The sequence below is a fragment of the Prosthecobacter sp. genome, from assembly GCF_014879935.1.
Taxonomy (GTDB): domain Bacteria; phylum Verrucomicrobiota; class Verrucomicrobiia; order Verrucomicrobiales; family Verrucomicrobiaceae; genus Prosthecobacter.
The window spans coordinates 1-12,794 of record NZ_JACSRD010000272.1 but is presented as its reverse complement, the minus strand read 5'-3'; the positions used below and the strand labels follow the sequence as shown (position 1 = coordinate 12,794).

The 12,794-nt window shown below is 62.8% G+C and carries 9 protein-coding genes; 5 read left to right on the top strand and 4 right to left on the bottom strand.

Annotated elements, in window-relative coordinates; translation table 11 throughout:
• From IAE77_RS29770 to IAE77_RS29750, 5 genes are all read left to right on the top strand, one after another.
• The coding region (locus IAE77_RS29770; protein ID WP_294235121.1) for a hypothetical protein at window positions 1–301 on the top strand (301 nt) is incomplete at its 5' end.
• A 114-nt stretch (window positions 302–415) separates the two neighbouring features.
• On the top strand, window positions 416–928 hold the full coding sequence (locus IAE77_RS29765) for a hypothetical protein (protein WP_294235120.1): 513 nt from the start codon (window positions 416–418) through the stop codon (window positions 926–928).
• Between the two features lie 51 nt (window positions 929–979).
• Entirely contained in the window at window positions 980–1,486 is a 507-nt protein-coding gene (locus IAE77_RS29760) for a hypothetical protein (RefSeq protein ID WP_294235118.1), read from the top strand.
• A 98-nt stretch (window positions 1,487–1,584) separates the two neighbouring features.
• Window positions 1,585–2,817: a TolC family protein gene (locus IAE77_RS29755; protein WP_294235117.1), complete on the top strand. Its 1,233-nt coding sequence runs from the start codon at window positions 1,585–1,587 to the stop codon at window positions 2,815–2,817.
• Between the two features lie 138 nt (window positions 2,818–2,955).
• The gene (locus tag IAE77_RS29750; protein WP_294235116.1) at window positions 2,956–6,096 is read left to right on the top strand and encodes a CusA/CzcA family heavy metal efflux RND transporter; all 3,141 of its coding nucleotides are present in this window, start codon (window positions 2,956–2,958) and stop codon (window positions 6,094–6,096) included.
• A gap of 83 nt (window positions 6,097–6,179) precedes the next feature.
• On the opposite strand, the gene IAE77_RS29745 is transcribed toward IAE77_RS29750, so the two are convergent.
• The 4 genes from IAE77_RS29745 to IAE77_RS29730 all read right to left on the bottom strand — a co-directional run bounded on the left by IAE77_RS29745 (window position 6,180) and on the right by IAE77_RS29730 (window position 12,309).
• Window positions 6,180–7,259, bottom strand: coding sequence for a putative zinc-binding metallopeptidase (locus tag IAE77_RS29745; RefSeq protein ID WP_294235115.1), 1,080 nt, complete (start codon window positions 7,257–7,259; stop codon window positions 6,180–6,182).
• 284 nt (window positions 7,260–7,543) lie between these two features.
• Window positions 7,544–8,836, bottom strand: coding sequence for a DUF1501 domain-containing protein (locus tag IAE77_RS29740; protein WP_294235114.1), 1,293 nt, complete (start codon window positions 8,834–8,836; stop codon window positions 7,544–7,546).
• Window positions 8,837–8,845: 9 nt separating this feature from the next.
• On the bottom strand, window positions 8,846–11,737 hold the full coding sequence (locus IAE77_RS29735; protein WP_294235113.1) for a DUF1549 domain-containing protein: 2,892 nt from the start codon (window positions 11,735–11,737) through the stop codon (window positions 8,846–8,848).
• A complete protein-coding gene (locus tag IAE77_RS29730) occupies window positions 11,734–12,309 on the bottom strand; it encodes an RNA polymerase sigma factor (RefSeq protein WP_294235112.1) in 576 nt (191 codons plus the stop codon). The genes IAE77_RS29735 and IAE77_RS29730 overlap by 4 nt, the downstream gene beginning before the upstream one ends.
• Between the last annotated feature and the right edge of the window lie 485 nt (window positions 12,310–12,794).

Sequence of the window (12,794 nt, the reverse complement as noted above, 5' to 3'; positions counted from 1 at the left end):
CGGCGGCATCCTCGCCTTCATGCTGGCCTTGCCAGTCGGGGCGGAGGCCTGCTCCGTGCCTGGTTCCGTGGACGTGGCCGACCAGCCACATGCCTTGATCGGCACCGATGATCACGCGACCGCCACCGCATCGCAGGCAGTCGATGTGACGACAGATTTCGTGGGCTCGCCCGCGCTGTCCAGCATGCTCATCGCGCTGCCTTGCAGGCCTTGCGGCATGCTTTGCGCGTGGACCCATCGCCGCCCGGGCCAGCCGGATGGATTGCGGGTGCATCGCCGCCTGTGTGTGGAGCTTTGTTGAGAAGCGGACAGCGTCTCATCATCAACCGGCCGCCAGGGCTCTGGATCTCCGCCTTTCGCGGGCCGTGTTCATCAAACCCAACGGGAGATCCATGCCCGTCAGCCACCACACCCCATGAAATCATTTCTTTGCCTCGCCAGTCTGCTCGTCCTCCACACTGCCGCCATCGCCGGCCCGCAGAAAGTCCAGGTCCAGGTTCACGTCGAAAGTGAACGCGGATCCAAAGACAGCCACGACGCCAAATCACCCGACGAAAGCCGCGCCCGCTGGCTGATCGTGCGAGTTTCCAATCCCACGCCGACCAAACTGGAAGGCCTCACCCTCCAGTGGACGCTGTACGCCGATGACCTCAAGCGCGGCCATGACGAGATCATCCCCGAAAAATCGGGCAGCGAGACCTTCAGCGTGGATCCCTCCGGACACTACACCGACGTCACCACCGCGAAGGTCTCCTTCGAATGGACGCCGCAGCACTCGGTGCGCATCAGCGGCGGCCGGCGGCCGAAGTACAAGCGCGTCGATGAATCCGGGCATCGCTACCATGGCTACACCGTGCAAATCCTCCAGGGGGGCGAGGTCATTGGTCAGGCCACCAACGACCCCAAGCTGCTCAAGCCTGCCGAATGATTTCTTTGATGGCAGGCCGGAGTTTGTTGCGTTAATAGCCGCCCCCGAACCATGAAAAGCCACCGCCGCAGCACTGATCGACCGCCGTTCTCACGGCTGGTGCATCTGCTGCTGCTCGTCGCCTGGCTTCTCTCATCGCAGGGGGTCGTCCCGGCTCTCTGCCTCCTGGCTGCCGTGGCAGACGGAGAGCATGCCGTCCAGGTGCGCGCCACGCTTTCGGGTGATGTGAGCGTGGTCTTGTCCCACGATGAGAAATACGCTGCCGCCAGTCCCCACCAGCATGATCCGTTGTGTGCGCTGGTCGTCATCTTCGCGCAAAAGCCAGCCGCAGGCGAGGTTGATCACATCCTCGCCTTCAAGTCCGTCGAAGACTCGTCACGCACACTCCGCCGCAGTTCCATGGACACAAAACTGCCGGCCCTGGCCGCAGTTCCTGTGTCTGTGGTGACGTGCTGGCTGCAGTCAAAGTCGGGCGGCCAGTCATTCACGCGCATTCAGGCTCCCGCATGGTCCCCCGGTCTTCATATCAAGACCAGCCGGACGATTCTGCGTTGTTGAGAAGAGGTGAAGCACCCCACGCTCCGCGTCTGCGGATCTCGCATCATGACCGCGACAGCGGCGATGCATCTCAAACCTCCTCATTCAATCAACGCGCCATGAAATCCACCTTCCTTTCCTTCCTTCTCCTTCTTTCCACGGCCTCCGCCGAACCCTTCAGCGTCAATTCCCTCGTCCAGAAAGCCCTCGCAACCCATCCCGAGCTCCGGTTCTACGAAGCGCAGGTCGATGTCGCCTCCGCCGGCAAAACCAAGGCCGGCGAGATCAAGAACCCCGATCTCATGACCGGCGTCGGCAACTGGCGCGTGCGTGACCTCACGACAAACAACGTCACCGATGGACCCACCTGGGCCGTGCAGCTCACGCAGACGTTTGAATGGCCCGGTCGCCTCTCCTTGCGCAAAGCCATCGCGCAAAAAGACATTGAGCTTGCCCAGCTCGGTCTTGAGCAGTTCCGAGCCGCGCTCGCGGCCAAGGTGCGCACCATCTCGTGGAAAATGCTCGCGGCACAGGAGAAGACCAAAGCCGCCGAAGAAGTGGCCAAACGCTTCCAATCGCTCGCTGAAGTGCTTTTGCAGCGCGATCCCGCCGGTGCGGCACCTAGACTCGAAGCACGCATCATTCAAGCGAGTGCACTCACGCTGGGCTCGGAAGCCACACTGGCCCGCAACGAGCTCGCCTCGGCCCGTTTCGAGCTGAACCAGCTTCTCGGCGAAAAGGCTGAGCATCCGCTCGAATTGAAGATGGAGAATCTCACCCTCAATCCGCCTCCCGCCCTTGAATCGCTGCTCGCGCAGGCCCGCAAAAAGAACTTCGATCTCCGCGCCCGCATCCTCGATGTGCAGCAGCAGGGCTATGAGGTGAAACTCGCTGAAAACGAGCGCTGGCCCTCCATCACCGTCGTGCCGTATGTGCAGCGCCAGCAGAACGAAACCCGCGAAACGCAGGTCGGCATTGGTGTCTCCATCCCGCTCCCACTTTGGAACCGCAACAAGGGCGCCATCGATGCCGCGAAGGCCAAGGAAGTGCAGGCCGAGGTCATGCTCACCGCGCAGATGCGCCAGCTCGAGCGCGATGTCGCCGCGCAGGCCAGCCACTACAAAATCCACGTCGAAGAACTCGCCAAATGGCCCGCAGACACGCTCGCCAGCTTTCGCCAAGCCGCCGCCGAGGCCGATGAGCACTACCGCCTCGGCGCACTGCCGCTTTCCACCTACACCGAGCTTCAGCGCCAGTACATCGACAGCGTCAAAGCCGTCCTCGAATCCCAGCTCGGCGCCGTGGATGCACGTCTCCAGCTTGAGCAGCTCACCGGCACGAAACTTCAGTAATCGCAGGCGCGACAGCGTCCTGGAGTGCGCCGGTCCTCCGGCGCTTTCGAACGGCCACAGGCCTCCGAAAAGCTCCAGAGGGCTGGAGCACTCCAAAACGCTCACGCGCCCTCGTAAGCCATCTTCCCTTCGCATTTTATGCTCAACTTCCTTCTCGAATTCTCCGTCCGGCAGCGCGCGCTCGTGCTGCTCGGGGCCTTCTGCCTTCTCGGCGGCGGGCTTTACTCGCTCATGCATCTGCCCATCGACGCCGTGCCGGATCTCACCGGTCCGCAGGTGCAGGTGAACGTCGCTGTGCCCGCTCTCGCGCCCGAGGAATCGGAACGCGCCGTCACGCGGCCCATCGAAATGGCGCTCAGCGGCATGCCCGGCGTGCTCGACTCGCGATCCATCACCAAATTCGGCCTCAGCCAGGTCACCGTCGAGTTTGAGGACGGCACGGACATCTTCCGCGCCCGCCAGCTCGTCAACGAGCGCCTCACCGCGATCATGCAGGACCTGCCGCCCGGCAGCTCGTTGAGCCTTGCACCGATCAGCACCGGCCTCGGCGAAATCTTCTACTACACGCTGCATTGGAAAAAAGACGCGAAGGAGAAACCGTCTGATGAACGCGAAGGCCTCATGCGCCTGTGGGAAACGCACGAGTACATCGTCAAACCCATGCTGCGCACCGTGCAGGGCGTGGCCGAGATCAACAGCAACGGCGGCCATCAGCGCCAGGTCACCGTCGAGCCCATGCTCGACAAGCTCAAGGCCGCCAACATGACCGTCGGCGAGCTCGCCGACATCATTCGTGGCAACGTCGAAAACGCCGGCGGCGGCATCATCAACCGCGATGGCGAGCAGCTCACCATCCGCAGCGTCGGCCGCGTGAGCACCGCGGAGGAAATTGCGAAGCTGCCGATCAAATTCGGTGCCGCCGTGCAGCCGATGAAGGTCGAAGACGTCGCCAAAGTGCAGTGGGGAGCTGGATTCCGCGGCGGCGCGGCCACGATGGACGGCGAGGAGGTCGTGCTCGGCACCGTGATGATGCTCATGGGCCAAAACGCCCGCACCGTCTGCCATCGCGTGGCTCCGCGACTCGAAGAAGTGCGCGAAAAACTCCCACCCGGCATGGATGTGACGATCGTTTATGAACGCAGCGACCTCGTCGAGGCCACCGTCAGCACCGTGGAGAAAAATCTCGTCGAAGGCGCCATCCTCGTCGTCGTCGTGTTGCTCGTGCTGCTCGGCAACTGGCGTGCGGCACTCATCGTCGCCCTCGCCATCCCGCTCTCGTTCCTCTTCGCCATCAGCGGCATGGTGCAGGGTGGCTGGTCCGGCAATTTGATGAGTTTGGGCGCGGTGGACTTCGGCCTCATCATCGACGGCGCGGTCGTCATGGTCGAAAACATCGTCCGCAGGCTCGGCATCAAGCAACACCACCTCGGACGCATTTTGACGCGTGAGGAGCGTTCGCGCGAAGTTTTGGCCGCGAGCAAGCAAATGGCCTCGCCGATGTTTTTCGGCGTTTTGATCATCACCATCGTCTATCTGCCCATTTTGACGCTCACCGGCATCGAAGGGAAAATGTTCCGCCCGATGGCGGTGACAGTCATTTTCGCCCTCGCAGGCGCTTTGCTGCTCGCGCTCACTTTGATGCCCGCTTTGTGCTCGTTCGCGCTTGGCGGCAACATCGCCGAAAAGGAGAATTTCATCATCAAAGGCCTCAACGCCGTCTTCCAGCCGCTGCTGCGCGTCTCGATGAAGCTCCGCTGGCTCGTCGTGCTCTGCGCGGTCGGCTTTTTCGCCTTCTGCGGCTGGAAATTCACCACGCTCGGTGCCGAGTTCGTGCCGAAACTCGATGAAGGCAGCATCGCGGCCATGATTTACCGCAAAGTCGGCATGAACCTCAAAGAGTCTGTCCACGAGGATCTCGAGCTCGGCAAAATGGTGCGCGAGAAATTTCCGATGGTGACACGCTTCTTCACCCGCAGCGGCACCAGCGAGGTCGCCACCGATCCGATGCCACCGAATGAGACGGACTTCTACGTCTTCTACAAACCGCTCAACGAATGGCCCAAAGGCCCCGGCCTGCCGACGACGAAGGAAGAACTCTGCGCCGCCATCGAAGAAGAAGCGCTGCGCGAGCACGAAGGCCAGACCATCGAGTTCGGCCAGCCCATCGAAACGCGCTTCAACGAGATGATGGAAGGCACGAAGGCCGAACTCGCCGTGCGCATCTACGGCACCGACTTCGACCTGCTCGAAAAACTCGCCAACCAGGTCAAAGACATCATCAACGACACACCCGGCGGCGAGGCCGAACTCGAAACCGACGGTCGCCCGAGCACCGTCGTGCTCCAGGTGAAGCGTGATGTGCTCACCAAATACAACGTGCCGCTTTCCGAAGTGAACCGCGCCGTCTCCGCCGGCCTCGGCGGCGAAGTCGCCGGTCAGGTCGTCGAAGGCAATCGCAAGCGCGACATCGTCGTGCGCCTTCCCGAAGAGGATCGCTCCAAGGAAGAGATGATGAAATCCCTGCCGCTGCGTGTCGGCGACTACGGCATGATCCCGCTCGGCGATGCCGTGGACATCCGCACCGAAAAAGCCGTCGATCCCATCCGCCACAGCCGCACACAACGACGTTTGGTGGTCATGGTCACCCTCAAAGGCCGCGACATGGAAGGCTTCGTCAACGAAGCCACCGCCCGCATCAAAAAGGAGGTCACATTCCCCGAAGGCTACGACTTCGAGTTCGGCGGCAGCTTTGAAAACCTGCAAGAAGCACGCGCCCGCCTAGCCATCGTCGTGCCGACGGCGCTGGTGCTCATCTTGATGCTCATCTTCTTCGCCTTCGGCAGCGTGCGGCAGACCCTGCTCGTCGCCACCGGCATCCCGCTCGCCTTGACCGGCGGCATCATCGCCCTCGGCCTGCGCGGCATGCCCTTCAGCATCACCGCCGCCGTCGGCTTCATCGCCCTGAGCGGTGTGGCCGTGCTCAACGGCCTCGTGCTGGTGAACTACTTCAACGAACTCCGCGAGGAAGGCATGAACGTCCGCGATGCCGTGCTCAACGGCGTCGCCACACGTCTGCGACCCGTCATGATGACCGCCCTCGTCGCCGCCCTCGGCTTTGTGCCGATGGCGCTCGCCCATGGTGCCGGTGCCGAGGTGCAGCGCCCGCTCGCCACCGTCGTCATCGGCGGCATCATCAGCTCCACCATCCTGACGCTGCTGCTGCTGCCCGTGCTCTATGACTGGATCGAGAAAGTGGTGAGGAAGGAACCGGAGCCGTAGGCGGTTTGGGTCGATCGTTCTTTGAGGAGATCACCGTCAGCATTCGCTGACGGTGATCTCCAATACAAAAGCCCGTCAAAAACTCAGGAATCCATGAAGTCTGATGAGGTGGTGCCCGGAGCGGCTCCCCAAACGCTGGCGAAATGATGCGCGAGGCGGAGCTTCCGGGCGGCGGCGGGCGAGATGATGTAGGGATACAACAGAGGAGCGCCAAGACTGCGGGAGATCTCGTTCATCACGGTGACCAGGTTGAGCCAGCGTTGAAGCAGTTCATGAAAAGCATTGTCCTCACGATGTGTGGATGAGGCGAGCACCGCTGGTAGCGTGCAGGATTCCGGTGGCGGGGCGGACAAAACCGCGCCGCTTCCCGGCATGCCAAACTGCGCGCCCGTCTCCAGACCATCGATCATCTGAACGTAGTGCGACCATGTCTCCGCCCAGTCCTCCCACGGATGCGCGGCGGCGTAAGGCGTGATGAATTGCTGCTGCCAGCCGGCGGGCGGACCGTTCTGGTAATGTCGCTGGAGCGCGTCGCTGTAACTGAAGGATTCGTTGCCAAAGACCTCACGAAAAGCGAAGCGCTCGGGGGCCATCCATTCGAGCCGGGAGAGGAAGCGATTCCACAAATAATGGCCGCTTTCATGGCGGAAGTGACCGAGGAGGGTGCGGGAGGCCTCGCCGAGCTGCTGGCGGTTGATCTGCCGCCAAGTGTCGTCGGCTTCTTCGAGGCTGACGGTGATGACGCCGTTGAGATGCCCCATGGTGACCCCGGGATCGAGCGTGGTGCTGACGATGTCAAAGGCGAGGCCGTTTTGTGGATCGTCCTTCAGTGAAGGCAGCGGAATGCGCAGGGCATGCAAAGTGTGGATGAGCCGGCGCTTCGCAGCCTCCATCAGGCCCCAGTGCAGGCGGTTCTGCTCCGTGCCCAGGTCGGGAATGGTGCGGTTCAGCCGGCAGGAGAGGCAGAAAGCCGCGCTGGAGGCGGCTGGCAGCAGCCAGTTGCAGACACCATGCCGCGCACCGTTGGCGCAGAGCTTCAGATGAGCGTCGATGGGACACATGAGGTCCTGCATGGAGTCGTAGCCGACATCGAGACCGCAGGAGAGGCAGCGCGAGCTTTCAAAGAAGAGCGTGTTGCCGCAGGTACAGCGAAAGGTTCTCATTCCTTGACTCCTTCTGCGGCCATAGTGAGCCGCCCATGGCAAACGCGGAACAGGCGCTGGTCGTTGGCAGCGCTTCCCGGCTGCGTCACCGCCAAGGACCCAGCATGCGTGGCGATCACGATCTTGGAATGACAGGAATCATCGTCCCCGAGAAAAGTCATCCAGCCAGGCGAACTCAGCCGCATCACCATAAAGCCCCGTCGTTTGCTCGCATGATTGAGCAGACAGCCTCCTGATCGCAAAAGCAAACGACGAATCGTGGCGTTGAAGCTGCCGCGTCAAGCTTACACAAACGCCGGAATCGGCACGCCGCGTTTGGCACCGGTGCCGCCGTAGATGTTGAAGCTGCCGCCGGCACCAGGAATCAGATCGTGTGGGGAGACGCCCATGAGTTTTCCGATGGTGGCGTGGAAATCGAGCACGGTGACGGGGTTTTCGACGATGCGGGTGCCGGTCTCGTCGGTTTTGCCATAGGCCTGGCCGCCTTTGACGCCGCCGCCGGCGATGAAGGATGAAAAGGCGATGGGATGGTGATCACGCCCCAGTCCTTTGAGTTTTGGCGAACGGCCAAACTCGGTGGTGAGCACCACCAGCGTGGTTTCAAGCAGCCCGCGTGCCTCCAGATCTTCCAGCAGCGTGGCAACGGCGTCATCGACGGCTTTGGAGAGTGTTTCGACGGTCGCGAAGTTGTTTGAGTGCGTGTCCCAGCCGCCGAGCTCGATCTCGACGAACTTGCAGCCACGCTCGACCAGCCTGCGGGCGAGCAGCACGCCCTGACCGAAGTAGTTTGCGCCGTAGTCGTTGATCAGGCTGCCCTTCTCCTTGGTGATGTCGAAGGCGTCGAGATCCTTGCTGGTCATGAGCTTGATCGCGTCGGCGAAGACATCGGCGTGCGCCTTCACCTCGGCCATCGGATAGCGCTTGAGGAAGTCGGTGTTGAGCTTGTCGGCCAGTCCGGTGCGTTTGCGCAGATTCGCCATGGAGTCCCCTTGCTGGAGCTGCGTGTGTTCCAGTCCCTTGCTGGGATCAAGGACCGGCACAGGCGCATAGCGGGCATCCATGAAACCCGCACCGGGGTGGCCGGAGAGATCGGCCAGGCGGATGTAGGACGGCAAAGTGGAAGCACCTTGAGTCACCTGACGCGCCACCCACGAACCGAGCGCAGGATGCCTGACCGACGGCGAGACCTCGTAGCCGGTGAGCACCTTGTACATGCCTGGCTCGTGCGCGCCTTGCGTGTGGTGCATCGAGCGCACGACGGCCAGCTTGTCGCCATGCTCCGCGAGCTTCGGGAAGAAGCCGGAGATTTGCAGGTCGGGCGACTTGGTCTTGATGGTGCGTGTGGAGCCTTGATAACCGGCCGGCGCGTCCGGCTTCGTGTCAAAGGTGTCCAGGTGGCTCATGCCGCCGCGCATGTAGAGGTAGATGATGTGGCCGGCGAACTTCGGCGCGCTCGTTTCCACCGCGCGTGCGAGCATGGCGGGCGGCACGAGGCTGACGCCGAGGGAGGTTTTGGCCATGCGGGTGATGAATTCCCGCCGGGCGAGGTCGTCGAGCTGGTTGAGGGGATGTGTCATGGCGTGCGGTTATTTTTGGAAGACGAACTCGGCGGTGGAGAGCAGCATGCGGGCGAGCGCCTTGGCGTTCCGTGTCTCGCCCAAAGTTTCCTGGCAGGCTTCGATCTCCTCCTTGGTGGGTTCACGGGACAAGACGGCAAGGAACACGGCCCGTGCGGCATCGCGGATGTTGTTGGCGCTGCGGAGGCTGTCGGCGAGCGGGCTGCCGGAACGGGCGACATGATCAAAGAAGCTGCTGTTCAGCATGAGCAGCGCCTGCGGCACGGTGGAGGCGCTCCAGGCGTCGCCGATGAAGTCGCGGTTGCCCTGGCCGAACATGCGCAGGAAGTGACCGTCCGGCGTGGGCTGTGGCAGCTCGGAGGCACGTTCGAGGCCGCCTCCGGCGAACTCGCGAGCCATCTCCCCGCGCAGACGTGCGCGGCGTTGCTCGGACCTCATCGCACGCTCGTCCTCACCGGCCATCTTGCGGGCCACGCCGGTGACTTCACTGGCTTTTCTGGCCTCCACGGCGGCTTCCAGCGCCTCGACGCCCGGCGGATCGAAATTCAGCTTCGCATCGAGGTCTTTGACCGCGAGCGCCATCATCGAGTCCCACACCTGCTCCGCACTGAGACGACGCACGACCGGCCCGGGGAAGCGATACACGACATCGGCCTCCTGCGGCGGCAGGCCGGCCTCGCGTTGATAGGCCTTCGTGAGGCAGAAGATGCGCAGGATCTGCCGGATGTCATATTTCGCCTCCCGCACGACATGGACGAGGTATTGGGCGAGATCGGGATTCGCGCAGTCGGCGATCTCACGCACCTGATCGACGCGTCCCGCGAAGGGCAGGCCGAAAAGCTTGGCCCACAGACGGTTCGCGAGCGTCAGGCTGAAGCGCATGTTCTGCGGCGAGGTGACCCACGCGGCTAATGTCTCCGCCGGACGCGCTCCCGCAGCGGGCGGTTCGCCGTAGAGCACGGCAGCGGGGATCACATCCCCCGGTTTGCCGTCGGGATACTGGTAATCCTCCGGCAGCGTGGCCGGGCTGCCCATGTCATTCACCACGCCAGCGCCGCCAGCCGCTCGTTGCAGTGCCAGGAGCGCCTCTTTGATGCGCTCATACTTCTCCCGGCGCTCATACGGCAGTTTCGACATCGCGAGGCGGTCGTAGCGTTCCGAGGCTTCGCGGATTTCCTTGGAATCGACCATGCCGACGGAGTCTTCTTTTGACGCGGTGCGGATGCCGTTGGTCCAGGCGAGGAACTGGTAGTAGTCCTTCCGCGTCCAGCGGTTGTAGGGATGATCGTGGCACTGGGCGCAGGAGATCTGCGTGCCGAGAAAGAGCGTGGCGGTGCTTTCGATGTTCGTGGCGCGGTTCTCACCATCGCGGAGGTAGTAGCCGGCCGCAGGCGCACGCCAGCCGTAGCCTTCGGGGCTCAGCAGCTCACGCGTCCATTCGTCGAAGGGCTTGTTGTCACGGATGCTCTGCTTGATCCAGGCGAGGTAAAAGTCGCCCTGTACCCCTTCGGCGAGGTCGTCCTTCGCCCGCAGCAGATCGCACCAGTAGTTGAACATGTGGCTGACGTGGCCGCTGGAGGTGAGTAGTTCGTCGAGCAAGCGAGCCCGCTTGTCCGGTTCCTTGGCGCTGCTGAAGCGCCGGGCCTCCTCACTGGTCGGAATGCGGCCCACGAGGTCGAGAGACACGCGGCGCAACCACGTGGCGTCGTTCGCGAGCGGAAACGGCTCCTGCTGATGCCGGGCGAGATCGCGTTCGATGAGCTGGTCGATGCGTGCGGCCACGGCTTGCAGCTTTGAGATGTCCACCGCTTCGTTTTGGGTCGAAACGACGACTTCCTTGGCCCGCGTGGAGGTCCAGGAGCCGAAATTCGCCCCCTCCTCGACCCAGCGGCGGATCAGGTCGATCTGCCCAGGAGTGAGCGGCTTGCCTTGGTCTGGCGGCGGCATCACATCGTCATGATCCGGGGGCAGCGAGATGGATTTCACCAGCGTGCTTTTGTCCGGCTTGTGCGGCAGCACCAGGTTGTCGGAGCGGCTCTTGTCGCGAATGGCTTCGAGATCATCGAGCCGGATGCCGCCCTTCGGCTTCTTCAACTGGCCGCTGTGGCACTCAAAGCACGCCGTTTCGAGGACGGGCAGCACATGCTTCTCAAAATCGACCTTCACCGAGGCATCCAGCGCCATCGGCTCCTCCTTCGGTTGGGAAGCCAGATTCATCGGAGCCACCTTGGCTTCGGTGACCATGGCGGCTGGTGCTGGTGATGGCGGTTGAGGCGCAGGTTCCGGCCTTTTCTCCGCGACCTCCGGCTTTGGCATCGGTGGCGGGGGCGGCATGACGGGCGCGGCCGGTGGTTGTTTCTGAGTCTCCATCACGATCGGCGGAGCCTCGAGGACGGTCTTGGGTTCGACAGGCTGCGGCTGTTTTGAGAACGGGAACGAAAGCGTGATGACCGGCAGCGGCTTCGCCGGCTCGGCGATCACATGGCCGTGCAAAATGACGCGCTGTCCGGTGCGCTGGGCGACCGTTTGCCCGAGATCGAGCCAGAGGAACACGTCCGGCCAGGCGAGCGATCCGCTGATGAGGCCGATGAGCACCGCTGCGGCCGCCGTGGTCCATTTCGGCAGCGCCGTGAACCAGCGCCGCTGCCTGCGCGCACCAAAGGTGGCCGCCTCAATGCTGAGCATGAGGTCCTCCACCGGAGAAAGGCCCACGCTGGCCTCGATGGCATCCGTGAGCGCCTGCGGCTCGTCGGTTTGTCCCAGATGCACGCGGAGCAGCGCATCCATGGCGAGTTGCTGCTCCAGTTCCTTCAGCGTGTCGGGATCCGCGGCCAGCACCCGCCATTCGTCGTCGGAAAGCAGGCCCTCCAGCGCCTTGTCGATGGTTTCGTCGGTGTTCATGCGGGTGATTGCTGAGGTGCGGACTCGATGCATTTGCGCAACTGCTGCCGCACACGCATGAGGAGCGTGCGCACCGCCAGGGTGCTGCGCCCGGTGCGGCGGGCGATCTCCTCGCTGCTGAGCTGCTGCTCGTAGCGGAGCTCGATCATCGTGCGCTGGTGATGGCGCAGTTTTTCGAGGCAGGCGGCCAGGCGGTCGGATTCATCGCTCACGGGTTTGTCGGAGGCCTCCAGCGCCATCTCCCAGCGCACCATCTCGGAATAGCGCTCGTGCTTGACCGACTCCCGCGCGTAGGCCTTCAGGCGGTCACGCAGGAGGTTGTGCGCGATGCTGCGCAGCCAGGGCTGCATGGAGCCTTCCTTGAAATCCGCGAGGTTTTGATACGCGAAGACGAAGGCGTCATGCGCCACCTCGTCGATGAGGTCCGGCACCGGTGCCCGCAGCGCCAGAAAGGAGCGCAAGCGCTGCAAATGGCGCTCCATGAGCGTGCGGAAGGCCTCTTCATCGCCCTCCTGCACGCGGAGGGCCAGTTCGATGTCAGAGGAGGGCTCGGTTTCGGGAGGTGGGGCCATGCGATCCAAGTATGGCCTGCCACCTTCCGGGTGTGGCAGAAATTTTGGCTCGTCCGGGAAGTGGGTGAAGTTTTTGGGCGACCCGTCCGGCCTGGCTGACAGAAACAAGAGGGCAAAAAGAAGTTTTTTTCTGTCCTCTTGTTTCTGTCAGTTGGTGTTCGTTGACGCGAGTTCACAACCTGCGGCAGCGCGGTTTGTAGCCCGGTATTCCGATACCGGGTCGGTGCCGCCGCGGAATCGGAATTCCGCGCCACAACGCCTTTCTCACCCGTCCTGGCTGACAGAAACAAAGGGGGCAAAAAAGAAGCTTTTTTCTGTCCTCTTGTTTCTGTCAGTTGGGTTCGTTGACGCGAGCCCACAGCCTGCGGCAGCGCGACTTGTAGCCCGGTATTCCGATACCGGGTCGATGCCGCCGCGGAATCGGAATTCCGCGCTACAACGCCTTTCTCACCCGTCCTGGCTGACAGAAACAAAGGGGGCAAAAA

Excerpts from the sequence above, each read along its gene's own strand:
- IAE77_RS29750 (WP_294235116.1), top strand. The coding sequence starts at position 2,956 with ATGCTCAACTTCCTTCTCGAATTCTCCGTCCGGCAGCGCGCGCTCGTG.
- IAE77_RS29740 (WP_294235114.1), bottom strand. The coding sequence starts at position 8,836 with ATGACACATCCCCTCAACCAGCTCGACGACCTCGCCCGGCGGGAATTC.
- IAE77_RS29760 (WP_294235118.1), top strand. The coding sequence starts at position 980 with ATGAAAAGCCACCGCCGCAGCACTGATCGACCGCCGTTCTCACGGCTG.
- IAE77_RS29765 (WP_294235120.1), top strand. The coding sequence starts at position 416 with ATGAAATCATTTCTTTGCCTCGCCAGTCTGCTCGTCCTCCACACTGCC.
- IAE77_RS29735 (WP_294235113.1), bottom strand. The coding sequence starts at position 11,737 with ATGAACACCGACGAAACCATCGACAAGGCGCTGGAGGGCCTGCTTTCC.
- IAE77_RS29730 (WP_294235112.1), bottom strand. The coding sequence starts at position 12,309 with ATGGCCCCACCTCCCGAAACCGAGCCCTCCTCTGACATCGAACTGGCC.
- IAE77_RS29755 (WP_294235117.1), top strand. The coding sequence starts at position 1,585 with ATGAAATCCACCTTCCTTTCCTTCCTTCTCCTTCTTTCCACGGCCTCC.
- IAE77_RS29745 (WP_294235115.1), bottom strand. The coding sequence starts at position 7,259 with ATGAGAACCTTTCGCTGTACCTGCGGCAACACGCTCTTCTTTGAAAGC.